Origin of the sequence: Paraflavisolibacter caeni (assembly GCF_025628885.1) — a bacterium.
Classification (GTDB): Bacteria; Bacteroidota; Bacteroidia; order Chitinophagales; family Chitinophagaceae; genus Flavisolibacter; species Flavisolibacter caeni.
The window spans coordinates 63,011-88,662 of the sequence record NZ_JAOTIF010000006.1 but is presented as its reverse complement, the minus strand read 5'-3'; the positions used below and the strand labels follow the sequence as shown (position 1 = coordinate 88,662).

Sequence of the window (25,652 nt, the reverse complement as noted above, 5' to 3'; positions counted from 1 at the left end):
TTTCAATAACGTAGACAAACTTTTAAAGTTGGCATTTTACCTTATTTATGAGCCCGGTAGTTTCTGCTCGTTATGAGGTAGCATAATAAGTAGAAGGTTGATAAGTATTGGAATTTTTGAACATAGTAGAGAACACATTCACTGTGTTGTGCCACCAGGAGTTACGAGCTGTGGTTTGGGCTTCGTGGTAATCAGCTTTTTGCATTTTTACCTTTACCAATACCATTTGATCGTCGATCTTTTGGATGAGATCTTCCTGGAACAGGGATAAGGCATTGATTTCTTCCGGATCAGTAACGACCCAAGCCTTACCTGCTACTTGTAAAAAGTAGTTTTTTCCTTTTTTGTAAAAGTCCAGCCGCACAGGAAAGCCTTCTTCAAATTCGCGCAGGCTTTGCTTAGGCTTTTGCACCAGAAGCCATACAAATCCGAAATCGTCGACCTTTAAAGTAGAAACGATGGTAGTGGGAAACTTTAGCACTGAATCGCTCAAGTTAAAAAATATTGCAGTACCAATTTCCTCGATTTTCTGTTGAACAAAATTAAACTGTTGATTTACTTGCATAAGCTCCTATTTTGGTGATAAACGGGAGAGATATAAATACCTCTATCCAAATTAAATACCATAATGGATTAGGATTATTAGGCCTTTATCTAGGAGTTGGATGTGTAAAATTGTCCACAGGATATGGTGGTCATAGGATGTTAGCTGGCATTATTTTTAAAGAACTAACATAAACCTACAAAAAATTTTTGTTTATGGCAAGAACTTCAAAATCATTAAGTACAAAAAAGTCCGGAACTGCCATGGTTAAGCAGTACGATGAACACACAAAACTTCACGAGCTATTTGTTGAAGAACTGAAAGATATCTTCTGGGCAGAGAAACACCTTTTGAAAGCATTACCTAAAATGGCGAAAGCTGCCACTTCAACAGAATTGGCCAATGCATTCCAGGATCACTCAGAACAAACTGAAAACCAGATAGCCCGCCTGCAAGAAGTTTTTGAAATGTTGGATATGGCGGCAAGAGCAAAGAAGTGTGAAGCAATGGAAGGATTGGTAAAAGAGGCTATGAATGCTATAGAAGATACGGAAAAGGGAACGTCAACCCGTGATGCTGCGCTTATCATTTCTGCTCAGAAGGCAGAACATTATGAAATTGCTTCTTATGGTAGCCTGGTACAACTGGCCAAGACCATGAATCGTATGGACATTGCAGATGTTTTGCATGAAACACTGGATGAAGAAAAAGAAACGGATGTACACCTGACAGAAATAGCGGAAAGCAGCATTAATATTAATGCTCAACGTGAAGAAGAGTAATTAGCCATATGTAAAAATACGAAGTGTGCAAGCAGCCGCTTGCACACTTCGTATTTTTACATTTCCCCAATCAGCAATCGCCTCCCCTTATACCGTATTTTCCCCAAACTGGCTTGACTTTTTCTTTTTATGTAGAAAAGTCAATATGTCGAAAAAAAAAGTTCATAATCATTTTACAGCCCGCTTCGAAGCATTTGCGTCTGCAGTTACAAAAATCACCGGATCTTCTGTGGCATTTATTGTCGCCCTCCTGATCATTATTGTCTGGGGTATTACAGGGCCGCTCTTCCATTTTTCAGATACCTGGCAGCTTGTGATCAATACAGGTACTACGATCATTACCTTTTTAATGGTTTTCATAATCCAACAAACACAAAACAAAGATTCAATGGCATTGCAGTTGAAATTGAACGAACTTATTGCCTGCGAAGAAAGAGCCAGCAATCGCCTTATTGATGTTGAAGACTTAACACAGGAAGAACTGGAAATGCTTAAAAAGTTTTACATCAGATTAGCTACCCTGGCCAAAAAAGAACATGACCTACACAGTTCCCATTCTTTTGATGAAGCAAGCGAAATCCATGAACTAAAAAGCAAATCTCAGAAAGCCCGGATTGCTAAACGCTTAAAAACATAAACTTTTTCCCTATGGAACATATAGAACAACTTTCACATAAAGAATTCCTGGAAATTGATAAGGATTATGTCAGTGCAGCAATAGTAGCGGAATTGACATATGTCAACGATAAGGATCCCGGTATTCAGCGCGTAAAAAAAGGAACAGGCTTCTCTTACCTATATAAAGATCAGCCTTTGAAGGATGAGAAACAATTAGAACGGATACGGAAACTGGCAATCCCGCCTGCCTGGACAAACGTATGGATATGCCCAAAAGAAAATGGACATATACAGGCAACCGGACTGGATGCCCGCAACCGCAAGCAGTATCGCTATCATCCGCAATGGCACGAACTGCGCAATGAAACCAAATTTCACCGGTTGTATGAATTTGGCAAGCTCCTTCCCTCCCTACGTTTAAAATTAGAAGAGGATAGCGCAAAGAAAGATTTGAATGAAGAAAAGGTTGTGGCCATTGTGATCAGCCTTATGGAACGCACTTACATCAGAATAGGCAACAGTGATTACGAAAAACTCTACGGCTCGCATGGGCTGACCACTTTAAAGGACAAACATGTGAAAGTTGATGGCAGTAAAATCACATTTTCATTTAAAGGAAAGAAAGGAATTGATCATAAAATAACATTACGCAACCGCCGGTTAGCTAAAGTGGTGGAAGCCTGTCGTGAGATTCCTGGTAAAGAACTGTTTCAATACTATGATGCGGAAGGAAATAAGAAACCTATTGATTCCGGCCTGGTCAATCAATATATAAAAGATGCAACAGGAGGCGACTTCAGCGCAAAAGATTTTCGCACCTGGGCGGGCACACTCAACATTTTACGGGCTTTTAAATCACTAGGAGAAGCCTGCTCAGAAACCGACTATAAAAAAAACATAATAGCCGCACTCGACGAGGTGAGTAAAAAACTAGGCAACACCAGGACTGTATGTAAAAAGTATTATGTTCACCCCGGCATCATCAGGCTTTATGAAGAAAATAATTTGAACAAATACCTGCAAGAACTGGAAGAAATAGAAAAGCCCGATGATCTTACCGGGCTTACTTCAGAAGAGAGGGTCCTGATGAAAATCCTCAAGGAATTAGTTTGAGTAGTTGATGATCAACTCACTTGCTTTTACTGCGGCTCCTGGCAGAGGTGGCAGATTTCTTACTCCTTGCAGACTTAGATGCAGCAGCTTTTGATCTTGTGCGGCTAGCAGTACTGGTCGCACGTTTCGTTCCCCTAGCAGCCTTAGTTGTACGTGTTGTAGCTTTTTTAACTCCCCTGGCAGATTTACTTGCTGTGGCTTTGGTCCTGGAAGAGGTTGCCTTAGCCCTTTTAGCGGCTTTTGTTCTTCCTGGGGCTGCAGATTTGGATGCTGCCTTTTTAGGGACTTTTGCTCCCCGCTCTCTTGCTTCAGACAATCCAATTGCAATTGCTTGTTTACGAGAGGTTACCTTTTTTCCACTGCGCCCGCTTTTCAATTTTCCCCTTTTCATTTCATGCATTGCTTTTTCAACCTTGTCGCCGGCTTTTTTTGAATACTTTGCCATGGATGTACGTTTTAAGGTTAGTAATTCTCATGATTAGAAAGAAATAATTATACCCAAAAATGGGCATTTCCGGTACGGTTTTTTAAGAACCCAACATTAAAACCTATCACTATGGCAGACACTAAAAAAATAACAGGAATTTTAAATGATCTTATCCAAATCAACAATGACCGGGTTGTTGGTTATGAAAAAGCAATAGATGAATTAAAAGCAGGCGATGCTGACCTTAAAACGTTATTTAAACGTTATACACTTGAAAGCAAGCAATTTGTGAGTGAACTAACTCAAGAAGTAACACGGCTGGGTGGTAACCCATCGGATAGTACTACCAATTCTGGTAAGATATACCGTGTGTGGATGGATCTCAAAGCTGCTATCAGTGGCAAGGACAGGAAAACCATATTAGAAAATTGTGAGTTTGGTGAAGATGCAGCTCAAAAAGCCTATGATATAGCACTTAATTCAGATGTAGATTTGGAACCTACATTACGAGAGTTAATTGTTCGTCAAAAGGCTCAGTTGCGTATTGGACATGATGAAGTAAAGCGCCTGCGTGATCTGCAAAAAGCAAACAGGTAATTGACATTATCAACTGGTAATAAGCAACCGGCAATGTGCATTATGGAATATTATCATTTCAATTTGCCTAATGCCGGTTGCTTATTGTTTTATAGCTTGTTGATGTCTTTACTGAAGAATTGAATAATATGAAGTTTTTAATTTCATTTGAAGGTTCTGGCAAACATTTTTTATTTGGATACACTATATTAAATCCCCTTTTATGATCATCAATGAATACAATACGCAGCCCTATATGAAGAGCCTTTCCACCTGCCTGAATAAAATGGTTATGGAAGGTTATGTTGAAGATTTTAAAGTAACCGATCATGGATTAGAATCATTGAACCATGGTAAATATTATAAACCAGAAGAAATCCAGGTAGTCAATTACTTCCGTTTCGAAGGCATGTCAGACCCGGACGATAATGCAATTTTGTATGTGATCCAAACAAATGACGGTACCAAGGGAACTCTCATTGACGGTTATGGCGTTTACATGGATACAAAGCTTTCTGCTTATATGAAAGAAGTTGAAAACATTCACAAGAAAACTTCCAAGTAAACGTATTCTAAGTGGTAGTGATGATGAATTTATGTAAGGATTTTACATCTTTCTAATAAAAAAACAGGCTATCTCAATGCATTGAGACAGCCTTTGATAATATGGACTGTATATATAGAAATTGTATCAGCAATTAATTTATGCCCTCCTTATTATACCTAACAAAAGAGCAATAATTGCCAAGACAATTAGAATGTGTATTAATCCTGTAGCACTCCAATAGAATACACCTAAAAGCCAACCTATGATCAAGATCACTGCTATTATATATAGTAAGCTACTCATAAAATATATTTTTTGCTTCATTGATAGTATAGAAAAAATATTGCCAGAATCGGTTAAACCAATTAAGAATTTTCTATTTGTAGATGCAATAAAATATCAAAAGTTTCTTGTGTAGTAAATTCCACATTAGCTCTGGAATAGCTTAATTTTATTAAGTGATGAGCTGTTGATCATTCATTCCATAATTAATGAAAAAATTAAAGGCTTTCTGGAAGGTTTTTAAGAACGCATCATATGGGTTTGTAGATGATAATGCTTTTAAGTTAAGCGCATCCTTAAGCTATTATACCGTTTTTGCGTTAGCTCCTTTATTGATCATTATTATTTCCTTAACGGGGATATTTTTTGGCCGGGATGCTATGCAAGATCGCATCTACATGCAATTAAAAGGTTTAATCGGTTCGGAGGCGGCCATGCAGGTACAGGATATTATCCAGAACATTCATACGGCACACTCCAGTACGGCAGGAGCCATTATTGGAATTATTATTCTTTTTATCGGAGCTACGGGCGTTTTTACAGAAATGCAGGACTCAATAAATTATATATGGTCTGTTAAAGCAAAGCCTAAAAGAAGCTGGGTTAAATACCTTGCTAATCGCCTGCTCTCCTTCTCTCTTATTATAGGTATGGCTTTTCTACTATTGGTTTCTCTTATTGTAAATGCCTTGCTTAGTTTCCTGAGCGATTCTTTGATGCGTCTTTTACCCCAGTATACTGTCCAGTTATTTTATGTAGTCAATACATTAGTCATACTGAGTTCCATTAGCGGCTTATTTGCCGTAATTTTCAAGGTGCTGCCAGACGCTATTATCGAGTGGCGTGATGCCATTATGGGCTCTGTATTTACAGCCCTGCTTTTTTTACTAGGCAAACTCCTGATCAATTACTATATCGGTAAGGCCAATCTTGGCATCACCTATGGTGCGGCAGCTTCGATTGTTATTATCCTGGTTTGGGTATATTATTCTTCTATGATACTTTTTTTTGGTGCAGAGTTTACAAAAATGTATGCTTTGTCGCATGGAGAAGGCATCCGTCCCAAGGAAACTGCAGTCTTTATTATCAAGAAAGAAGCTAAAGAGATTTCTCTTTCACACCTGGAGACATGAATTTATGATGAGTGGCATAAATTTTTAAGAACCTATCCAAGATTTGAGATAAAGACTATTAGATGATATTAAAACTGCTAATATGAAATATGCAAAACACCCAAATTTTATACTGGGAATTATAGCAGCGATTGTCGTATTGATCGGAATTGGATTTAAAGGTAATGGGTATAATTCAGGTAACTACATTATAATGGGAGGGTCTGTTCTAGGAGCGATCCATTATATCTGGACACTTTTTGATGTGATAGGAAGGGACAGAGATGATTTAAGAGGCTTTCAAAAACGTTTCTGGCTGATTGTTGTTGTTGCTGTTCCCGCCCTGGGAAGTTTACTTTTTTATATCATGCACCAACAACATGATAAAATAGTTACTTAAAAAGGAGGTTAGCTTTAAAGCTAACCTCCTTTTTAGTTGCGTTTATGCTGTGGGAAATGTAATGACAAATGTTGTTCCTTCTCCAACTGTAGATGAAACGTCTATATGCGCTTTGTGCGCTTGAAGAATATTCAAAGTAGAGGCCAGGCCAAGTCCCATTCCGTTACGTTTTGATGTAAAGTAGGGCTCAAACAAGCGCGATAAATTTTCCTCCGGAATGCCACAGCCGTTATCGCGAATAGTGATCTTGTGAATCACATTTACACTTTCAATTTCAATATCCAGCTCTCCCTCATTTGACAGCATAGCTTCTAATGCATTGATAATAATATTCAAAAAAGCAATTTTCAGCTTTTCCCTATTTGCCATAACCCAACAAGGTTCGTTACAATAGCGAATCTGCATATTGACGCGTTGGAGTGTAATGCGGTCCAAGGCGTCAGCAACGCTGTCGTCCATTACAGATTGCAGGGTTGTGCGTTCGAATGTAAGTTCTGTTGGTCTTGAAGAGTCCAGCAATTCTGTAATCAGGTCACCAATACGCTTACTGTTGCGTTGTATAATATCCAAGTATAATCCTTCCTCTTCATCTTTTGCTTCATGGTTTAATTGCTCAACGGACATGTTGATGTTATTGAGGGGATTGCGCACTTCATGTGCCAACGTACGGACAAGGCGCCCTGTGGCTGCCAGTTTTTCGGCCAGGAGATTTGCTTTTTCTGCCCTTTTCAGGGTTGTAATGTCATGGACCAGGCATTGGTAATAGGTTTGCCCCTGTGCACTAGGTGTGGCTGTAATTGAAAGAATACAACTTTTCTTTTCTCCGACTTTTGTCTGAAATTCCAGTTCCAGGTCATTTATTTCAGCTTCTTCGTAAAGAATCTTTTCCAGGAGTCTCTTTGAAGCCTCTCCATCAATGACATTATATAAGCTCATGTTCAAGAGCTCTTCCTTTGGATGGCCCAACAGGTCGGAGGTAGCCTGGTTGAAATCTTTGAACAACAGGTTTTTATCAGCAATGAATACCGCATCTTTTGAAAGCTCAAAAATATTCCGGTATTTCTTTTCATTTTCACGCAATGCTTTCAGGTAGGATGTACGTTCCAATGCATAGCGGATGCATCTTTCCAATTTATCAATGGTCAATTCTGTCTTTATAAGATAGTCGGTAGCCCCCATTTGCATTGCTTCAATATCAATCTCCCTGTTACCCTTGCCAGTTAGTAATACAATTGGTTCCTGTACACCCATGTACACTGCCTGTTTCAGAAAGTCCAACCCAGTTTTAGCACCCAAGCGATAGTCAACAAAGTAAATATCGTAGTGTGGGTCCATCAGCTGCTCAACCGCATCGCTGTATTTGTAACACCAGTCAATTTGAAAAAGATAACCTTGAATTTGCTTTAATAAATCGGAAGTGATAAAAAAGTCGTCCTCATCATCATCTATTATCAAGATTCTAATGTGGCTATTGTTAAAGGATGACATTGGCTTAATCTTGTTTTCCGGGTAAGGTGATTGAAAATAAACAGCCATTTTCTACATCTCGATTATAAGCAAAGGAGCCTTTTAAAGCGTCGACTGTCAATTCTATTTCTTTTAATTTGTTGTTATACAATTGAATCCAACTTTCGTTGACTGTTATATTGGTATTGAAATCTATTTGAAAATTCCTAAAGCCTTTTTTTAACCTTACATTTGATGTGCTTACAGTATATGGATCACATTTTATGTGCAGGAAAAAGAAGCCTTTTGGAGGGTGTTTCATGATCATGGTTAGAAGACCATCAATAACAAAATGCCATTGTGTTTCATCGCCCTCGACTAATGGCAATGGATCGAGCCGGGCAGCCATTTGCTGAACAATGCTTTTCTCAAAACGTTTCCAATTACTTATTAAAAGCAGGTTCAGATCTACTACCTTTTCCTGCTTTTCCATGAATTGAACCCTATAGCTTTGACCAGGATGCCCTTGAGGATAGTTTTTGGATACAGAATTTTCTTTATCCCAACTCATGACTATTGATTATTAAACTCCTGATATTGTTTCATTTTATTGTATAATGTCTTACGATCAATATTGAGCAATTTTGCTGCTTTGCTTTTATTGAAGTTCACTTTCTTTAAGGCTTTCAATATCATTTCGTATTCAGCATCAATGCTTGCCCCTTTCAGTGTCGTTTCAGAAATCCCTCGCGGAGTTTCAACTACTTCTTCCCTAACTATTGTAGGTGGCGTTGCTGGCCTCACTGTGGTTTCGGGCTGACTCTCAAACTGGAGCTTGTTGTGATGAGATATCTCAAATGGAAGGGAAGTTGCTTCAACTTGTTCTCCATCTGTAAGCAAGGTCGCTCTTTTGATCACATTTTTCAACTCGCGAAGGTTGCCATACCAAACGTAAGTTTTAAAGATTTGCTCGACTTCATCGCTGAAGCGTTTTACATTTTTTCCAAGCTCCTGATTGGTTTGTTCCAGGAAGTGATTGGCAAATAGCATCACATCTTCAGGCCGCTGGCGTAAAGGCAGCACATCGATGGTAAATTCATTAAAACGATGGTAAAGGTCTTCACGGAATTTTCCTTTTCGAGTTGACTCCCAGAGTTTTTCATTGCTGGCAACAATAATGCGAACGTCAAGATCTATATCCTTTGTCCCCCCTACCCTGCGCATTTTCCGTTCCTGCACTACACGCAGCAGAGAAACCTGAATATCGTACGAAAGGTTGGCAACCTCATCCAGGAAGATCGTGCCACCATTGGCAATTTCAAAGCTGCCTATTTTTTGGTTCAAAGCACCGGTGAAAGAGCCTTTCTCATGACCGAACAGTTCACTACCAGCCAATTCTTTTGAAAGTGATCCACAATCAATGGCCACAAAAGGTTTGCCTTTACGCTTACTGCGTTTATGAATTTCCTGAGCGATTGCCTCTTTACCACTTCCACTTTCACCGTATATAATTACGGTATAATTAGTGGGTGCGACAAGATCGATCTGTTGCAAAAGAGCTCTGAACACTGAAGAATCTCCAAAAATATATTCACCAGAATGTATGATTTTAGAAGGTACCTGTTTTACAGCAGGAGGTGGCGTTGCATTTTCCTTTACTGGTGGTACAACCTGCTTAGATTCGCCGGCAAATGGTGTTTCTAATGCTTTCTTAATAGTCACAAGAATTTCATCAGGGAAGAGCGGCTTAGTTATATAGTCATACGCACCCATTTTCATTACTTCTACAGCTATTTTGATATCGCTATATCCAGTAATAATAATTACAGGGAGGGCCGGATACTTTTCTTTAATTTTTCCTAGCAATACATTGCCTTCCATATCCTCAAGACGAAAATCACACATTACTAAAGCAGGTTCGGTTTCATCCAGGATTTCAAGGGCTTTTTTACCATTATAAGCTTCCAATACCTCGTAGCCGTGGCGGGTTAAAAAACGTTTTAACAGCAGACACATGTCTCTGTCATCATCAATAATAAGAATTGTTTGCATATTGCTAGATTTCTATGGTTCGTTAATATTCTAATTGCTTGTTACTAAAGTAATAAAATTATCAAGTAATGAAACTATGCCCATAAACTACGCACATGAGATACAGGAATTTGTAATTGCTCGCGGTATTTGGCAACTGTGCGCCGGGCCACAGAAAAACCTTTTTGTGACAATATAGTCACCAATTGCTGATCTGTATATGGATTATGCTTGTCTTCACTTTGAATTACGTCCTCGATAGCAGATTGAATCACACGGTTGCTAATAACTTCACCTTTTTCATTGGCGATTCCTTCTGTAAAGAGATCTTTTAATAATATCAATCCAAACGGTGTTTCTGCATATTTGTTGCACGTAATACGAGATACCGTTGAGATATCAACTCCAACCATTTCGGCTACATTTTTCAAAATCATCGGTTTCAGCAAATTGATATCCCCTGTTAAAAAGTATTCATGTTGTATTTTGACAATGGCTTTCATGATTTTCAACATGGTTGCTTCGCGTTGCTGAACGGCATGTATAAACCATTGTGCTGACTGTAATTTGTTTTTCAAGTATTGCACTGCAGATTTATCCGTATTCATCTGAGTGTGGTTGTCAGCCATTTGTTTCCATGTGGAGTTAATATTTAAACTTTCAGAGCGATGCCTGTACAATTGAATTTCAATATCGTCTCCATTACGGATTATTATAAAATCTGGCAATATATTCTGATTAGCGATCAATGATTCCTGTTCTTCACATATTGGTTTCATTTTTAATGAAGCAATAAGTTTTAGAACTATTTTCATTTCCTCATCATCAATCTTCAAGTGGCTTTTAATTTTATCCATATTACGGTTGTGAAGATCCGTAAAATGTTCCTCCAGTAGCTTAATAGCCATTTTAACATCAGGCCGTTTGGTATTCATGCGACCAAGCTGAATCAACAAACATTCACGGATGCTCCGGGCACCAACCCCGACGGGCTCCAGTTCCTGAATTTTCTTAATAATTTCTATAATTTGTTCTGCCTCTATCCACTTATTGATCCGGAACGAAATATCCTCAGCCAAATCGTCGGGACATTGTTCCATTATCCCGTGGTCGTTAAATGAATCTATCACGAATTCGGCAAGCATTATTTCTGTTTCATCATCGCAACTCAGTTTAAACTGTTCCTTTAAGGCTTTACGGTAGTCAAACTGATTTACAATTGGCCGTTCAGGAAGTTTTTCGTTGTGCAGATAGTTGCAATATTCCATTTTATAGTCAGGTATATCATCGTAGCCATATTCCTCCCAATCCTGAAAGTCCTGAACCGAGTCTTTATTAAACTTTTCTGCTAACGGCTCAAATTCATTTTTCTGATCTTCCAGGAGCGGATTTTCCTCCAGTTCCTGTTGAATACGTTGTTCTAATTCTAATGTATTCAAATGGAAGAAGTTAAGCAATTGAATTTGTTGTGGTAAAATCTTAAGCCGTTGCTTCTGAGCTAAGCGCTGATTGATCATCATTTTTATTTTGGCTTACTATTTAATAAACAACTGAAACACCAAAATTTACAAAATAGTAAACAATTAATGTTGACTGATTTTCAATTAGTTATTGCAGAGTCTTGCATCTTTCTATCTAAATTACTAAATCGAATTTTACGTAAGCTCAACTTTTGGGGAATGAATTCCACGAAACACCAATTTCAACTATTGCCAAAAACAAATAAACCCAGCACTTTGCCGAGTTTATAAAATTGTATATCTCTAAAGTTATTCGGCTCTCTGAAGCCTCTGCTCAAAAAAAGAAGGAACCGGATACCGGTTATTTCTTGTACTTGACGAAGGGTCTGCCGACTTGCGCACCAGCTTTTCATGTTCAGCTGTTGAGGGCATTACAGGCTTATCTGCAATAAAAGCCTGGCGTATTATTGTGCCAGGTTCTCTTCCTGCTTGTTCGGTTTTCATCATGGCTTTCTAATTTTAAACCATTAAAAATTCTAGAAATTGATTGGACAAGACATTTCTATTCCTATTAAGTTCAAAATATTATACCAATTTTAAAAAAGTTGTACAAAAGGGTTCTCCAGTAAATAAGTAGTTTATAAAATTCAATACTTGTGTATATTTTCAGTTCAGGCTTACTAATCATTGATAATATTGCGTAAAGTGGGGCAATTAAATAGATCATTTTCACTAAGCTCATTAGTAGAACTATTTCCTCAATAACCACTGCATTTAAGCGCTGCGCAAAGAAATTGTTGCATATAAAGAAAATGGTACAATTCTTTAATTATTGAACCATGAATTGTTAACCTTAAAATACCTATACTTATGTTACGTTGGACAATCATCTTTTTAGTAGTTGCTATTATTGCAGCTATATTTGGATTCGGAGGTATTGCTGCTGGAGCAGCCTCTATAGCGAAAATTTTGTTCTATATTTTCTTAGTACTTTTTGTACTGTCATTGATAGCAGGCGGATTCCGCAGAGTTGATTAACAAATTAAAATTATCATCAGGAAATAAAAAAAGGTGCAGCAAACTGCACCTTTTTTTATAATGAAATGCCTCAATATACTGTGTCCTCATCCGAACTTTCGTTTTCACTTGTATTAACTGCTGTTTGGGAAGGAGCATTAACGGTTTTATTACCTGCCTGTTCATTTACAATAACTTTTTCATCAGCTCTGCTATCAGCAGGATTTGCATTTTCCAGAGAGTCTTCACTGCGCTCTCTCTTTTTTGTGGGGTCGGGTGGCTGAAATTCTGACAAGTATGCCACGCCGGATTGAGCCTGGCCGTTATTTTCATACTTATTCATAATTGTACATTTTAGATTGATGTTACATCACATATAATGGGAAAAAATTGTACCTAAGCTTATATCAAGATACAGTTGAGGTATCAAAACAATGTCATTATGAACAATGAGAAAATCTTAATGGGATCATCGCGCATGTCGACAAAAAGCCGCCTTCATTTATTTGTTTGGTATTCTGCTTTTGTTAAGTATCTCTCCTGGACTCCTCATCCTTAAATAAATCAGAAGTTCTGGCGGTAAAATCATCCTGTTTTTCCTGCATACCTGATGCTGGCGGAGCTTCTGAAGTGGCATATGCCTCAGGTGATGCATGGGGCCTAATTTTTTGGAAGAAATTGCGCACTTTCTGGAATATAAATAGCCGCGTTTCTTCGCCGATAATATGTGAGGAATAATTTTTAACCAGGAATGGGATGATGATCTTTGTAAACCATCCGGACCTGGCCAAAATAAACTTGCGGAGCAGCAGATCAACACCGAACTCTAATCCGAAGTTCATTAAAGGAGCTGTATTATCACGCGTAGCTATATTGTTGATTTGCCTTGCTACTTTATTGAAGGGTTTCAAACCTTCCTTTACACCGGCAATATCTTTACGTATGAGCTCTTCCTGGGTTTTAATAATGCCTATTAACCGTTGCTGCTCCTTTAAAAGGTCTTCGTATGTGCGAATGGTGCTATTCATATACTTTACTAATGATTGTATTACGGATCCAAGGAACAATTACTTTTTTACGCAGGGCGAAAATACAAATTACGATTAGCAGGAATAATCCGGCAACAATAAAGAATCCTCCTGCCGTACTATTTATCAGAGTACCTAACCACCAGGCAAGACCGAAAAAGATAAACTGTAGAAAGAAAAAAGAAAAGAAGAGCGTTGCAATACCAATGGCAGCCCCGGCGGCGGCATTAGAAGCCCCTATGGTAGCTTTGGTTTTTGCTAATTCTGAATAAGTCTTTACATAATCACTAACGTGCTCTTTTAAGTCCCTGACACTAGATTTCAATTCTTCCATAATGAAAATGTTTGAAAAGAAAATAGCAGGTCAAGAGACCTGCTAGAATTTTAGCTAAAATTATCTGCGGCTCCACTATAACGTTCGGCCATTTCACTGGTCATTTTAGCACCTTTTTTCTTCATATTGGCTATTTCTTCTTTTGCACTGGCAAAAAGGTCAGATAATTGGTTTGCCCAGTCTCCTGCTTTTTTAGATATATTCTTACGGGTTTGCAAACCTTTGTCAGGTGCTAAAAGCATCCCTAAGGCAGCGCCCGCTGCAGCGGCTCCGAAAATTCCCAGAATTAATTTAGTTCTTGTAGTCATGATTTAAATATTTAAGGTTAAGCAATAGCTTTCCTGAATATTTTAAATAATCGTACCAGAAAAAATGCCTGAGCTTGATAAATACTTCTTATCATCCTGTGTAAAAAACTCTACAAGAAAATTGAATGAATTGCCAATTAAAAATAAATGAATTTGTAAGTACCCTAATCAGCTATTGCCAGGGAAAAAGCAGGAATAAATTAAATTTTTAAGAAAGTATTTAAGAGGAAATTTGATGGCCAGCTGCTCTTTATTGGCTGAGATTAAGACAAATAGGTCGTTCATCTTTGAAATTCGATTAATACTCATTTCTTTGCACAGGTTTTGGTATGAAAATTACGGTACCCTATTAACTCCATGAACTATATGACGCAAAGGAAAAAAGTTTTAATAATAGATGATGAAGTAGATCTATGTTTGTTAATGAAGGCATATTTTATCCGTAAAAACTATGAAGTTCATATTGCTCATACTTTAAATGACGGTATGATCCGTCTTAGCCAAATTCATCCAGATTATTTATTAATTGATTATAACCTTCCGGATGGACTTGGATGGGATAAATTACCTGAAATGTACCAGAAGTATCCAAACATACAATACCACCTTATCAGTGCGTTTCGCCCATCAATGCCAGACGAGTTGGATGGCGCCAAATTAACTATTTGGGAGAAGCCTATTAGTCTTAAGGCACTGGATAATTTTTTTTAAGCATACCAGTCATACCCCTAATCCGCCTAAGGCGGAGAACTGCCAACGCACAAAGACTTTTAACAGGTACATTATAAGAAAAGCCCTCAACTTTAATATTGAGGGCTTTTCTTATATAAATCTAATATAGCCAAGGCTTTGCAGCGCTGCCCTCACCTTTAGGGGGCAGGAGTGTGACTGGGGGTGTTTTTTTACTCACCCCAAATTTCACCTTCTCCTTTCAGCCAGCTTTTTACCAGATCGGTTGTTACTGACTTTGGACGCTCGATTGGCAAACTTAATGCTCTATCCCAACACAAGCTGGCCAGAACACCTAAAGCACGGCTTACGCCAAATAACACTGTGTAAAAGTCGTACTCTACCATGCCGTAGTGTACCAGTAAGGCACCACTATGCGCATCTACGTTTGGCCAAGGATTTTTGATTTTACCTAAAGATTGTAAGATTGGCGGCACGGTTTCATAAATATTCCAAACCGTTTTAACCAGCGGGTCTTCTGGCATATGTTTCTTACCAAATTCCATTTGGGCTGTGAAACGAGGATCTGTTTTACGCAAAACAGCATGACCATAGCCTGGTACTACTTTACCTGCTGTCAAAGTTTTACGAACATATTCTGCAATTTGCTCCTTGGATGGGGATTCGGTATTTAATTCTTCACGCATTTCAAAGATCCACTTAATTACTTCCTGATTCGCCAGACCGTGGAGCGGACCAGCCAATCCATTCATACCAGCAGCGAAACTTAAATAAGGATCACTCAAAGCAGAACCTACCAAGTGTGTTGTATGGGCAGAAACATTACCTCCTTCATGGTCAGCATGAATGGTCATATAAAGCCTCATCAACTCCATAAAACCTTCATCATCATAACCCAGCATATGAGCAAAGTTACCTGCCCAATCGAGTAAACCATTTGGTTGAATGTGTTCGCCATTTTTGTATTTGCGGCGATAGATATACGCTGCAATGCGTGGCAAGCGAGCTATCAGGTCCATTGCATCATCAAAGACGGCATCCCAATAATCTTTTTTGTTCATGCCTGCCGCATAACGCTTTTGGTAATGACTTTCCGTCTGTAAAGCCATAATTGCCACTACAAACTGGGTCATTGGATGGGAATTAATAGGTAAGGCTTCAATTGTGTCGAAGACATGGTTTGGCACGTGACTGCGTCTTTGTAAGTTACTTGTCACCAGTTCCACATCATTCGCACTAGGAAGATCACCAACCAACATCAGGTAAAACAGTCCTTCAGGAAGAGGCTCACTGCCCCCTTCTGCTTTTGGCAACTTTTCCTGAAGTTCCGGAATGGAGTAGCCACGAAACCTAATCCCTTCCTGGGCATCTAAAAGAGAAGTTTCAGAAACTAAGCCAGTGATGCCACGCATGCCCTGGTAAATCTGTGACAGTTGTACCTCCCCAATTACTTTGTTGCCATGCGTTTTGAGGATGTCTTTGATCTCAATGGCAAGCGAATCTGCTTTTTCTTTAAACCTTGCTTTTAGGGAACCCATTTTATTTCACTTTTGGTTATTTTAAGGGAATAGTTTACTAATTAGGGACGCTAAGTTATATAATGATGACCTTGATGCAAAAAAAACACACATTAATATCTTTTATAACCCGACATAGTATTCATTCTTTGTATGTAATATGTGCATGAAACTCTTATTTTGGTGCTTTCCTGTATAAATAATAAGCGACAAAGGAAAATACTATATTAGGCATCCAGGCTGCTAATAAAGGAGGAAAATTTCCTTTGATTGAAAATACGGTAGAAAATCGATCGGATAAAATAAAAACAGCAGCGATAATAATTCCAATAGCGAGGTGTAAGCCACTCCCCCCTCTTGTTCTACGGCCAGCAACAACGGCTCCGATCAAAGTCAATAGTACAACGGAAGCAGGCGTGGCTGTACGGCGGTACATTTCTACCTTTAATGTGTTTAATCCCTCTGTACCTCTTAATTCTTCTCTTTTTATATATGCAACCAATTTTGGAGTACTTAGTTTATCTTTCAAATACTCGTCTTTTCTCAGTTCTGACGGACTTAAGTTCAACTTCATATTCTTTTCAGGCAAATACGCAACTTCTTCTTTCATGCTATCAATTTTGCGCTCGACGATACCATATAGCTTCCAGTTTTTTTTCGCTGTATCCCACTGCATTCTATCTGCCCGAAGATTATAAAAAGCTTTTCCATCGCGGATTCGTTCCAAGAAAAAGTTTGTAGCAGTTTTAGAGCCTGTATCATAATAGCGCAGGCCCACATAGGTGTTGGTATCAATTCGTAAATAGAAAGAATATTGGGTATTCAGGCTTTTATAAGGATCGCCCTTATCAAGATAGGTTGTCTGAAAATCGCTCCGGATCACATTTGCCCTGGGAATACCATACCGGTAACCAAACCAAAGCACAATAGCAAAGAATAAACCGCCAATCATATAGGGCCTTAACCATCTGTTGTAAGAAGTTCCACTGGCCAATATGGCTATCACTTCGGAACGTAAAGCCATCTTACTAGTGAAAAATATAACAGCGATGAAAACAAATAATGGAAACAGAAAGCTCCAGATATAAGGGATAAAGCCTGTGTAATACTTAACTGCAATATCGTAAGAACTGAGGCCTGTTCTAAGGAAATCCTCAGCTTTTTCACTACTGTCAACAGCCACTGCAATTACCGTAAACAGCAACATGCAAAAGATAAATGTAACGACAAACTTGCCTAGAATATACCAATCGATTTTTTTCATCTTCTGCGAAATAAAAGTATAAAAAACAAAAGGAGGTGTAAAGAAATGATAAGTTTTATCTTATTTAAACTTTGGTTTCTCTATGATCGAATTAGCTTGCTGAAAACAGTTGCCAAGGCTATTTGCTGCTATCCAACCGCTAGTCCAGGCGTGCTGAAAATTGAATCCGCCAGTGATACCATCAACGTCCAGAACTTCTCCTGCAAAGTATAAATTTGGCTGCTTTTTGCTCATCATCGTATTTGCATCTACTTCTGATAACATTATGCCTCCTGCGGTCACAAACTCTTCTTTGAAGGTTGTTTTCCCCTTTACTTCCACAACATAGTCAACTAAGTTCCGAATCAAAGCATTTTCCACTTTTGATGGCAGATCTGCAAAACGAAAATGATCAGAAACGCCTGACTGGTGGAGCAGGTATAAAAACAGCCTGGCAGGCAGATCTGTAAAATTATGATTGGTGACCTTCTTTGTACTCAAATGATTTCTAAAGCTCCTGAATTCTTCTTTCAAATTATTCTCATTAAAATGGGGCAACCAGTTTATATGTACTTTAAAAGCATAATTTTTAGCGGCCAATTCGCGAGCGCCCCAGGCACTTAGCCTTAAGATTGCAGGCCCACTTAATCCCCAATGAGTAATTAAAACTGGACCTTCTTCTGTGAGTTTTGAACCTTCAATTCTCACGCGAGCTTTTTCAGTACTTACTCCCATCAGTTCTGTAATGGGATGTTTCGGCAAATTGAATGTAAAGAGCGAGGGTACAGGTTCTGCAATTGTATGACCAGCATCTCTCAGCCAGTCGAACATGGACAATTTAGGATATCCGCCACTAGCAATACACAGCAAATCAGCGGTCAGTTGCCGCCCATTTCCCAGGATGAGTTTAAATGTCCCGGCATCATATTTCAGATCTTTTACCTCAGCCTGCATTATTATTTGAACACCATACCTGTCAGCTTCCTGTAACAAACAATCAATAATTGACTGAGATGAATTTGTCACCGGAAATATTCTTCCGTCCCTTTCTGTTTTTAGTTTTACACCTCTATCTTCAAACCATTTGATGGTATCTTTTGTAAAGAATCTATGGAAAGTTTTTTTGACAAAGTTTTGTCCCCTGGGATAACGCTTGCTCATTTCGGAGATCTCGAAGCAAGCATGTGTAACATTACAGCGCCCTCCCCCCGAAATCTTTACTTTAGATAAAATCTTATTCGTCTTTTCAACTATTAAAACCTGTAAGCCTGGATGGAGCCTTGCTGCATTGACTGCACAAAAAATGCCGGCAGCCCCTCCTCCTATTACTACCAAAACACGCCCGCTTAGGTTAGAATTTTCCTGATGCATAGCACACAATTATGGGCATGCAAATAAGTTCTCATTATTCTTCTCAGCAGCTTCAATTGGAGCATAATCAGAAAGCACATCAGCTTTTCCTTTTCTTATGCAAACATCATGTTCAAAGTGGACTGAAGGCTTGCCATCAGCTGTTCTAACAGTCCAACCATCCTTATCTGTATAGACCTCTTTTTTACCTAAATTGATCATAGGCTCTATAGCCAATACAAGTCCAGACTTCAACTTTGGCCCTGATCCTCGTTTGCCATAGTTCGGTACCTGCGGATCTTCGTGAAGTTGTCGGCCAAGTCCATGCCCTACAAGTTCCCGAACCACTCCATAGCCGTGTTTCTTCTCAGTATGCTCTTGGATGGCAAAGGCAATATCACCAATGCGGTTTCCTTCAATAGCCTTTTCTATGCCTTTATACAAAGATTCTTTGGTAATTTTTACCAGTTGTAAGATATCATCAGTGGGCTTTCCAATCAGGAAGGTATATGCATGGTCTCCATGAAATCCATTTTTGTACACGCCTATGTCAACAGAAACAATATCCCCTACTTTCAGTTCATTACCATTTGGAAAACCATGAACTACCACATCATTTACAGAAATGCAGGAGTTGAAAGGATAGCCATGATAATTTAAAAAGGAAGGAGCGCCGCCATGATCCTTGATAAAATCGCCAATCATTTTATCCAGAGATAAAGTTGTAATTCCAGGCTTAAGGATCTTAGCTACTTCAGCAAGTGTTTTACTTACCAATTGTGCACTCTCCCGCATTAATTCAATTTCCTGCGGATTTTTGATATGAACCATATTATATTATAAAAAAACCTGGTAAGCAAGCCTACCAGGTTCGTTTGTTTATGAAAATACTTATTAATCTATTCTTTAGTACTCTTTATTACAAACTTAATATGAAGCTTGAGTTACAGTTTGTCTTCCCTGGATCCGGCCGCTTTTCATTAATCCATCATATTGTCGCATCAATAGTTGCGTTTCGATTTGCTGGAGTGTATCAAGAATAACGCCCACCATAATCAACAATGAAGTACCACCAAAGAAAGTTGAAAAGCCATGGGTTACTCCAAGCAATTGAGCAATCCCAGGTAAGATACCTATCAAAGCCAATAAGATAGCGCCGGGCAAAGTAATTTTATCCATTACAGCACCTATGTAATCGACAGTGGGTTGACCGGGTTTTACTCCAGGAATAAAGCCGTTGTTTTGCTTTAAGTTATCAGCTATTTGCTTAGGATTAAAAATCAAAGCGGTATACAAATATGTAAATCCAATAACAACCACAGAATAAATTACCATATACCAAACGTTAGAGTGGTCGGTAAACATGGCAGCTATACCATGTCCTGTAGCAGTTCCTGTCAAATTAAATAAGGTAGGCAGGAAAAGAACAGCCTGGGCAAAGATGATCGGCATAACGCCTGCGCTATTTACTTTAATTGGCAGGAATTGACGAGCACCACCAAACTGGCGATTGCCTACGATTTGCTTAGCATAGTTTACAGGTATTTTTCTAACCCCCTGAACCAGCATGATACAACCCATAATGATAGCGATCAGGATCGCTATTTCGATGATAAATACCAGTATTTGTCCTGTACGAACTGATTTATTTGCCAGTTCCTGCATGAAAGATTGAGGCAGACGTGCCAGGATTCCCACCATGATAATCAGAGAGGTACCATTACCAAGCCCTTTATCAGTAATTTTTTCACCCAACCACATCACGAACAAAGTTCCAGCCGTCAATAAAACGACAGTAGATATCCAGAAATAACTTGCATATCCTTCAATAATTCCACCGGATTGAGCAGTCATTTGTCGCAGGTAAGCAACATAAGCAGAACCCTGAACCATGGTTACCGCAACGGTTAAATAGCGAGTCCATTGGTTGATCTTTTTACGACCACTTTCCCCTTCTTTCTGCATTTTTTGGAACTGCGGAACCAAAACTGTCATCAACTGCATAAAGATTGAAGCGGAGATGTAAGGCATAATACCCAATGCAAAGATTGAAGCCTGAGAGAAGGCTCCGCCCGCAAAAGTATCAATAAGGCCAAGAATACCACCGCTTGCTGACTGACCAAGTTGTTCAAGCTTTGTTGGATCAATACCAGGTAAAACAACATGTGTTCCCACCCGATAAATAAATAAAAGGAGCAGTGTAAAAAGGATTTTGTTGCGCAGTTCCTCTATGCTCCAGATATTCTTTAATGTTTTAATTAATTTCTTCACAGAATGATGAGAGTTTACAGTACAGAATTTGTTGAATTAAAAAGGGTTTGCGATATTAAGACATATAATCTTTATTGCAAACCCTTCTTCAATTTTTTATAAAATTATTACCCAATTATACGCTATATGCGCATCAAATTTAATCAATTTTAACTTACAATTTCAACTGAACCACCAGCAGCTTCAACAGCTTCTTTAGCTTTTCCGCTGATCGCGTTTACTTTGAAAGTGTATTTGTTTTTGAGCTCACCATTACCCAATACCTTTACTCTGTCAGTCTGGTTGATCAATCCATTCATGTACAAGTTCTCCAAAGAAAACTCCTGAATTCCATATTTCTCAGCAATCTGCTCAATTTGACCCAGGTTAAATACTTTGTATTCTACCCTATTGATGTTTTTGAAGCCACGTTTTGGAACACGACGTTGAATTGGCATCTGGCCACCTTCGTGAGCCATTTTTCTTTGATAACCAGTACGGCTTTGTTGACCTTTGTTACCTTTTGTAGAGGTACCGCCATGACCAGAAGCTTCACCACGACCTAAACGTTTTTCCTTATGTACAGCGCCTTTAGCAGGCTTTAAATTGTGTAATTTCATTGTTTTTGATTTTTACTCTGCGGGGCATCTCCCCTCGCTTATTTTACTATAATCCTATTCAAAAGTAATAGAGAAACCTAAAGGATATTCAATTAATTAGGCGATTTCTTCTACTGCTACCAGATGTTCTACTTTACGAACCATGCCCAGGATTTGGGGGGTAGCTTCTACTTCTTTAGCAATGTTCAATTTATTCAAACCCAAAGCTATTAATGTTTGCTTTTGACGCTCAGGTCTGTCAATTGGGCTTTTTACTAAAGTTATTTTTATTTTTTTCATAATTCAGTTATTTAACATAGCCAGAATAAAGCATTATCAATAAAAAAGTATTGATAATCAATACAGGACTATTTTAGCCATTAAAAACTTTCTTTAACCCGATTCTTCTGGTCTTAGCAACCTCAACAGGTTCGCGAAGAAGAGACAAAGCTTTGAATGTTGCTTTCACCACGTTGTGCGGGTTTGCAGAACCTAAAGATTTTGCTAATACGTCTGTAACACCAGCGCTTTCCAATACTGCACGCATAGATCCACCGGCGATTACACCAGTACCATGAGCGGCAGGTTTGATCAATACTTTAGCAGCACCTTCTTTAGCCAGTTGGTCATGAGGAACAGTACCATGCATAACAGGCACTTTGATCAAGTTTTTCTTTGCATCCTCAATTCCTTTTGTAATAGCTTCCTGAACTTCTTTAGCTTTTCCAAGACCGTGGCCAACTACGCCATTTTCATTGCCTACTACTACCAATGCAGAGAAACTGAAAGCACGACCACCTTTGGTAGTTTTTACTACCCGGTTGATAGCAACAACCTTTTCTTTTAATTCAAGATCGCCTGCTTTTACTCTGTTTAAATTAGCTTTTGCCATAAATTATTTTCGAATTACGATATACTATTAAATTGATTACGCTTTACAACCTACGATAGCAATCAGATAGCATATCGTAAATTATACATTGTAAATTTTAGAACTGAAGGCCTCCTTCTCTTGCACCATCAGCAACCGCTTTTACACGGCCATGATATAAGTACCCACCACGATCAAAAACAACTTCCTTAAGTCCTAATTCAGTTGCTTTACGAGCGATTGCCTGTCCAACTAATTTACTTTTTTCTGATTTAGTACCAGTTTGGGCGGCAATATCTTTATCTCTTGAAGATGCAGCTGCAATGGTTACAGCTTTATCATCATCAATCAATTGAGCATAGATGTCAGAATTGCTGCGGAAAACAGACAGGCGTGGTTTCTGAGTCGTACCAGCAATTTTAGTTCTGATGCGGTTACGAATATTTTTCCTTCTAAGTGTTTTAGCGCTTGTTCTCATTGCTTTTATTTATTTTCCTGATTCTGCCAGGAGAAAATTTGAAAATTTAAAATGAGCGAATGTGAAAACCAAAGATTTTCACATTCGCATATCAGCTCATTATTTACCAGCCGCTTTACCAGCTTTCTTACGAACCACTTCACCAGAGTAGCGAACACCTTTTCCTTTGTAAGGTTCAGGTTTACGAAGGCTACGCAATTTAGCAGCTACCTGTCCAATTAATTGGCGGTCGATTCCATTCAAAGTAATTGTTGGATTTTGACCTTTTTCCTGAGCAGTTGCAACTTTCAGTTCTGAAGGAACTTCAAAAATGATATTGTGAGAATAACCCAGAGCTAAATCTAAAACGTTACCAGTGTTAGCTGCTTTAAAACCTACACCGACAAGTTCTAATTTTCTTTCATAACCATCAGTTACACCTTTCACCATGTTTGCAACTAAGGCTCTATATAAACCATGCATAGCACGGTGGCGGATCTGATCTGTAGGACGAGAGAAAGTCAATTGATTGTCTTTTATTTCAGCAGTAATATCACGATCAATCGCTTGCTTTAATTCACCTTTAGGTCCTTTTACTGTTACAATATTGTCATTGTTTACAGTTATAGTTACACCTGCAGGGATTGTAATTGGTTGTTTACCTATACGAGACATAAAAAAAGATTGTTGTTTGTAGATTAATCTGATAGCTGTTGACCGGTCAGCCTGGATAGGTGTCGGCTTAATGTATCAGCAACTCTTTTATATTGAAACAAGTTCTGATAAGGAATTTATAAACCTAGTTCCTTATCAGAACAAGTGCATTAATAAATGTAACAAAGAACTTCGCCGCCTACGTTTTGAGCTTTAGCTTCTTTATCAGTCAATACACCTTTAGATGTAGAAAGAATAGCAACACCTAAACCACCTTTTACACGACGGAAATCAGCTGGCTTTGCATAGTGACGCAGACCTGGACGGCTTACTCTTTCCAGACTTTGAATAGCTGGTAATTTTGTTTGAGGATCATACTTCAAGGCGATTTTGATCAAGCCTTGTTTGTTATCATCTTCAAACTTGTACTTCAAAATATAACCTTGATTGTACAAGATCTCAGTCATACGCTTTTTTAAATTAGAAGCAGGAATTTCTACGATTCTGTGTCCTGCCATTTGTGCGTTGCGAATTCTTGTCAAAAAATCTGCTATGGGATCTGTTACCATATTTATTGCCCTCCTACATTCCGCCTGAGCGGAATAATTGGAAAAGTTTTAAGTTTTAAGTTTAATTATTTTAAGCTTACTTATTAAATTCTGAAATGCCAGAATACAATAAGCTATATTACCAGCTGGCTTTTTTCAATCCTGGTATTTTACCATTCAGGGCCATGTCACGCAGGGCAACACGGGAAATTCCAAAGTAACGAACATATCCTCTTGGACGTCCAGACATTTGGCAACGATTTTTCAAACGTACGCTTGAAGAGTTCTTGGGTAATTCATCCAAAGCTTTCCAGTCGCCAGCTTGCTTCAATGCTTCTCTTTTTTCAGCATATTGAGCAACCATTCTTTCTCTTTTGCGCTGTCTGGCTTTTACTGATTCTTTAGCCATAATTATTTATTTATGATTTACGATTTGTGATTTACGATTTACGATTTAGAAGTTTGTATTGCTTCTGGCAAATCGCAAATGGTAAATCGTAAATTTTTTTACTTCTTAATGTTTTTGAAAGGCATCCCTAATTCTTTCAGTAACTCATATGCTTCTTCATCAGTTTTAGCAGTAGTTACGAAAGTGATATCAAGACCAGTGATTTTGTTTACTTTATCGATATCGATTTCAGGAAATATAATTTGCTCAGTCACACCCATTGTGTAGTTTCCACGACCATCAAAAGATTTCTCATTGATACCTTTAAAGTCGCGAACACGAGGTAAAGAAACAGCAATCAACCTATCCAAGAATTCGTACATCTTTTCACCACGTAAAGTAGTTCTTGCACCAATGGGCATGTTTTTACGCAACTTAAAGTTGGAGATATCTTTTTTAGAGTAGGTAGCTACTGCTTTCTGACCACTGATGGTTGTCAGTTCTTCAATCGCGATATCCACCAACTTTTTATCAGCTACAGCACCGTTAACACCACGGTTGATAGCGATTTTTTCAAGTTTAGGAACCTGCATGATTGATTTGTAACTAAAGCGCTTCATCAAAGCAGGAATTACTTCCTGTTTGTATTTGTCTTTTAATCTCGGAGTATGTTTTACTGTAGCCATTATTTAATTACCTCCCCAGATTTTTTAGATATACGTACTTTTTTGTCTTCTTTTACTTCTCTTTTTACTTTAGCGGCTTGCTTACCATCCCACAACATAACATTGCTAATATGGATAGGAGCTTCTTTTTTTACAATTCCGCCTTTGGTATTTTGTGCTGAAGGCTTAGTGTGCTTAGTGATGATGTTGACACCTTCAACAATTACTTTACCATCCTCAACCAATACTTCTTTTACCAGGCGAGGCTTTTTCAAGTCTTTATCATCACCAGCAATCACTACTACCTGATCGCCTTTCCTGATATTGTACTTTGGTTTGAATCTTGTTTTCATAACCTAAATCCCCGGAGGGACTTTTTGTTTTATGTTATCAAA

Annotated in this window: 35 protein-coding genes; 9 read left to right on the top strand and 26 right to left on the bottom strand. The window is 38.5% G+C overall.

Going from position 1 to position 25,652, the window contains the following annotated elements; translation table 11 throughout:
• Positions 1-70: 70 nt before the first annotated feature.
• A complete protein-coding gene (locus tag OCK74_RS10510) occupies positions 71-565 on the bottom strand; it encodes a pyridoxamine 5'-phosphate oxidase family protein (protein ID WP_279296991.1) in 495 nt (164 codons plus the stop codon).
• Positions 566-759: 194 nt separating this feature from the next.
• Between OCK74_RS10510 and OCK74_RS10505 the strand changes: the two genes are divergently transcribed.
• The 3 genes from OCK74_RS10505 (at position 760) to OCK74_RS10495 (ending at position 3,057) form a co-directional block, all read left to right on the top strand.
• Positions 760-1,326: a YciE/YciF ferroxidase family protein gene (locus tag OCK74_RS10505; RefSeq protein ID WP_279296990.1), complete on the top strand. Its 567-nt coding sequence runs from the start codon at positions 760-762 to the stop codon at positions 1,324-1,326.
• Positions 1,327-1,471: 145 nt separating this feature from the next.
• Positions 1,472-1,963 (top strand): low affinity iron permease family protein, encoded by a 492-nt coding sequence (locus OCK74_RS10500; RefSeq protein ID WP_279296989.1) that lies wholly within the window; start codon positions 1,472-1,474, stop codon positions 1,961-1,963.
• Between the two features lie 11 nt (positions 1,964-1,974).
• Positions 1,975-3,057, top strand: coding sequence for a DNA topoisomerase IB (locus OCK74_RS10495; protein WP_279296988.1), 1,083 nt, complete (start codon positions 1,975-1,977; stop codon positions 3,055-3,057).
• 16 nt (positions 3,058-3,073) lie between these two features.
• Here the strand turns inward: OCK74_RS10495 and OCK74_RS10490 are convergent, their stop codons facing one another.
• Positions 3,074-3,502 carry a DUF6496 domain-containing protein gene (locus OCK74_RS10490; RefSeq protein WP_279296987.1) on the bottom strand — a complete coding sequence of 143 codons (429 nt, stop codon included), beginning with the start codon at positions 3,500-3,502 and terminating at the stop codon, positions 3,074-3,076.
• Between the two features lie 111 nt (positions 3,503-3,613).
• Here OCK74_RS10490 and OCK74_RS10485 point away from each other — a divergent pair, with 111 nt between their 5' ends.
• On the top strand, positions 3,614-4,081 hold the full coding sequence (locus OCK74_RS10485; protein WP_279296986.1) for a ferritin-like domain-containing protein: 468 nt from the start codon (positions 3,614-3,616) through the stop codon (positions 4,079-4,081).
• Between the two features lie 202 nt (positions 4,082-4,283).
• Entirely contained in the window at positions 4,284-4,625 is a 342-nt protein-coding gene (locus OCK74_RS10480) for a hypothetical protein (RefSeq protein WP_279296985.1), read from the top strand.
• A gap of 138 nt (positions 4,626-4,763) precedes the next feature.
• Here the strand turns inward: OCK74_RS10480 and OCK74_RS10475 are convergent, their stop codons facing one another.
• Entirely contained in the window at positions 4,764-4,910 is a 147-nt protein-coding gene (locus OCK74_RS10475; RefSeq protein WP_279296984.1) for a lmo0937 family membrane protein, read from the bottom strand.
• Between the two features lie 188 nt (positions 4,911-5,098).
• Here OCK74_RS10475 and OCK74_RS10470 point away from each other — a divergent pair, with 188 nt between their 5' ends.
• Together OCK74_RS10470 and OCK74_RS10465 are read left to right on the top strand one after the other, a co-directional pair.
• Complete coding sequence (locus OCK74_RS10470) at positions 5,099-6,022, top strand: YihY/virulence factor BrkB family protein (RefSeq protein WP_279296983.1); 924 nt, start codon at positions 5,099-5,101, stop codon at positions 6,020-6,022.
• 82 nt (positions 6,023-6,104) lie between these two features.
• A complete protein-coding gene (locus OCK74_RS10465) occupies positions 6,105-6,401 on the top strand; it encodes a PLDc N-terminal domain-containing protein (protein ID WP_279296982.1) in 297 nt (98 codons plus the stop codon).
• 42 nt (positions 6,402-6,443) lie between these two features.
• Here the strand turns inward: OCK74_RS10465 and OCK74_RS10460 are convergent, their stop codons facing one another.
• From OCK74_RS10460 to OCK74_RS10440, 5 genes are all read right to left on the bottom strand, one after another.
• Positions 6,444-7,889, bottom strand: coding sequence for a hybrid sensor histidine kinase/response regulator (locus OCK74_RS10460; RefSeq protein WP_279296981.1), 1,446 nt, complete (start codon positions 7,887-7,889; stop codon positions 6,444-6,446).
• Positions 7,890-7,893: 4 nt separating this feature from the next.
• Positions 7,894-8,418: a hypothetical protein gene (locus OCK74_RS10455; protein ID WP_279296980.1), complete on the bottom strand. Its 525-nt coding sequence runs from the start codon at positions 8,416-8,418 to the stop codon at positions 7,894-7,896.
• A 2-nt stretch (positions 8,419-8,420) separates the two neighbouring features.
• Positions 8,421-9,899: a sigma-54-dependent transcriptional regulator gene (locus OCK74_RS10450; protein ID WP_279296979.1), complete on the bottom strand. Its 1,479-nt coding sequence runs from the start codon at positions 9,897-9,899 to the stop codon at positions 8,421-8,423.
• 74 nt (positions 9,900-9,973) lie between these two features.
• Positions 9,974-11,395, bottom strand: coding sequence for an RNA polymerase factor sigma-54 (gene rpoN / locus OCK74_RS10445; protein WP_279297105.1), 1,422 nt, complete (start codon positions 11,393-11,395; stop codon positions 9,974-9,976).
• Between the two features lie 252 nt (positions 11,396-11,647).
• Complete coding sequence (locus OCK74_RS10440) at positions 11,648-11,845, bottom strand: hypothetical protein (RefSeq protein ID WP_279296978.1); 198 nt, start codon at positions 11,843-11,845, stop codon at positions 11,648-11,650.
• Between the two features lie 363 nt (positions 11,846-12,208).
• On the opposite strand from OCK74_RS10440, the gene OCK74_RS10435 reads away from it, so the two are divergent.
• Positions 12,209-12,376, top strand: a complete 168-nt coding sequence (locus tag OCK74_RS10435; RefSeq protein ID WP_279296977.1) for a DUF1328 family protein — start codon at positions 12,209-12,211, stop codon at positions 12,374-12,376.
• A gap of 70 nt (positions 12,377-12,446) precedes the next feature.
• Here the strand turns inward: OCK74_RS10435 and OCK74_RS10430 are convergent, their stop codons facing one another.
• The 4 genes from OCK74_RS10430 to OCK74_RS10415 all read right to left on the bottom strand — a co-directional run bounded on the left by OCK74_RS10430 (position 12,447) and on the right by OCK74_RS10415 (position 14,025).
• Positions 12,447-12,698, bottom strand: coding sequence for a hypothetical protein (locus tag OCK74_RS10430; RefSeq protein ID WP_279296976.1), 252 nt, complete (start codon positions 12,696-12,698; stop codon positions 12,447-12,449).
• A 184-nt stretch (positions 12,699-12,882) separates the two neighbouring features.
• Positions 12,883-13,383 (bottom strand): hypothetical protein, encoded by a 501-nt coding sequence (locus OCK74_RS10425; protein ID WP_279296975.1) that lies wholly within the window; start codon positions 13,381-13,383, stop codon positions 12,883-12,885.
• Positions 13,376-13,717: a phage holin family protein gene (locus OCK74_RS10420; protein WP_279296974.1), complete on the bottom strand. Its 342-nt coding sequence runs from the start codon at positions 13,715-13,717 to the stop codon at positions 13,376-13,378. Before OCK74_RS10420 ends, OCK74_RS10425 begins: the two co-directional genes overlap by 8 nt.
• A 50-nt stretch (positions 13,718-13,767) precedes the next feature.
• Positions 13,768-14,025: a YtxH domain-containing protein gene (locus OCK74_RS10415; protein WP_279296973.1), complete on the bottom strand. Its 258-nt coding sequence runs from the start codon at positions 14,023-14,025 to the stop codon at positions 13,768-13,770.
• Between the two features lie 366 nt (positions 14,026-14,391).
• On the opposite strand from OCK74_RS10415, the gene OCK74_RS10410 reads away from it, so the two are divergent.
• Positions 14,392-14,736 (top strand): response regulator, encoded by a 345-nt coding sequence (locus tag OCK74_RS10410; protein WP_279296972.1) that lies wholly within the window; start codon positions 14,392-14,394, stop codon positions 14,734-14,736.
• 191 nt (positions 14,737-14,927) lie between these two features.
• Here the strand turns inward: OCK74_RS10410 and OCK74_RS10405 are convergent, their stop codons facing one another.
• The 14 genes from OCK74_RS10405 to rplX form a co-directional block, all read right to left on the bottom strand.
• Positions 14,928-16,253 carry a citrate (Si)-synthase, eukaryotic gene (locus OCK74_RS10405; protein ID WP_279296971.1) on the bottom strand — a complete coding sequence of 442 codons (1,326 nt, stop codon included), beginning with the start codon at positions 16,251-16,253 and terminating at the stop codon, positions 14,928-14,930.
• Between the two features lie 154 nt (positions 16,254-16,407).
• Positions 16,408-17,496 carry an LptF/LptG family permease gene (locus OCK74_RS10400; protein WP_279296970.1) on the bottom strand — a complete coding sequence of 363 codons (1,089 nt, stop codon included), beginning with the start codon at positions 17,494-17,496 and terminating at the stop codon, positions 16,408-16,410.
• Positions 17,497-17,556: 60 nt separating this feature from the next.
• Positions 17,557-18,846: a BaiN/RdsA family NAD(P)/FAD-dependent oxidoreductase gene (locus OCK74_RS10395; protein ID WP_279296969.1), complete on the bottom strand. Its 1,290-nt coding sequence runs from the start codon at positions 18,844-18,846 to the stop codon at positions 17,557-17,559.
• Between the two features lie 9 nt (positions 18,847-18,855).
• Entirely contained in the window at positions 18,856-19,656 is an 801-nt protein-coding gene (gene map / locus OCK74_RS10390) for a type I methionyl aminopeptidase (protein WP_279296968.1), read from the bottom strand.
• Between the two features lie 96 nt (positions 19,657-19,752).
• Positions 19,753-21,096 carry a preprotein translocase subunit SecY gene (gene secY, locus OCK74_RS10385; RefSeq protein WP_279296967.1) on the bottom strand — a complete coding sequence of 448 codons (1,344 nt, stop codon included), beginning with the start codon at positions 21,094-21,096 and terminating at the stop codon, positions 19,753-19,755.
• 149 nt (positions 21,097-21,245) lie between these two features.
• Positions 21,246-21,695, bottom strand: coding sequence for a 50S ribosomal protein L15 (rplO, locus tag OCK74_RS10380; protein WP_279296966.1), 450 nt, complete (start codon positions 21,693-21,695; stop codon positions 21,246-21,248).
• Positions 21,696-21,791: 96 nt separating this feature from the next.
• Positions 21,792-21,974 (bottom strand): 50S ribosomal protein L30, encoded by a 183-nt coding sequence (gene rpmD / locus OCK74_RS10375; RefSeq protein ID WP_279296965.1) that lies wholly within the window; start codon positions 21,972-21,974, stop codon positions 21,792-21,794.
• A gap of 73 nt (positions 21,975-22,047) precedes the next feature.
• Positions 22,048-22,566, bottom strand: coding sequence for a 30S ribosomal protein S5 (rpsE, locus tag OCK74_RS10370; protein ID WP_279296964.1), 519 nt, complete (start codon positions 22,564-22,566; stop codon positions 22,048-22,050).
• A 97-nt stretch (positions 22,567-22,663) separates the two neighbouring features.
• Complete coding sequence (gene rplR / locus OCK74_RS10365) at positions 22,664-23,023, bottom strand: 50S ribosomal protein L18 (protein WP_279296963.1); 360 nt, start codon at positions 23,021-23,023, stop codon at positions 22,664-22,666.
• 99 nt (positions 23,024-23,122) lie between these two features.
• Positions 23,123-23,677 carry a 50S ribosomal protein L6 gene (gene rplF, locus OCK74_RS10360; protein WP_279296962.1) on the bottom strand — a complete coding sequence of 185 codons (555 nt, stop codon included), beginning with the start codon at positions 23,675-23,677 and terminating at the stop codon, positions 23,123-23,125.
• A 149-nt stretch (positions 23,678-23,826) separates the two neighbouring features.
• Positions 23,827-24,225, bottom strand: coding sequence for a 30S ribosomal protein S8 (gene rpsH, locus OCK74_RS10355; protein WP_279296961.1), 399 nt, complete (start codon positions 24,223-24,225; stop codon positions 23,827-23,829).
• 118 nt (positions 24,226-24,343) lie between these two features.
• Positions 24,344-24,613, bottom strand: a complete 270-nt coding sequence (gene rpsN, locus OCK74_RS10350) for a 30S ribosomal protein S14 (RefSeq protein WP_279296960.1) — start codon at positions 24,611-24,613, stop codon at positions 24,344-24,346.
• A gap of 98 nt (positions 24,614-24,711) precedes the next feature.
• The gene (rplE, locus tag OCK74_RS10345; protein WP_279296959.1) at positions 24,712-25,278 is read right to left on the bottom strand and encodes a 50S ribosomal protein L5; all 567 of its coding nucleotides are present in this window, start codon (positions 25,276-25,278) and stop codon (positions 24,712-24,714) included.
• Positions 25,278-25,610: a 50S ribosomal protein L24 gene (gene rplX, locus OCK74_RS10340; RefSeq protein WP_279296958.1), complete on the bottom strand. Its 333-nt coding sequence runs from the start codon at positions 25,608-25,610 to the stop codon at positions 25,278-25,280. The genes rplE and rplX overlap by 1 nt, the downstream gene beginning before the upstream one ends.
• Positions 25,611-25,652: the final 42 nt, after the last annotated feature.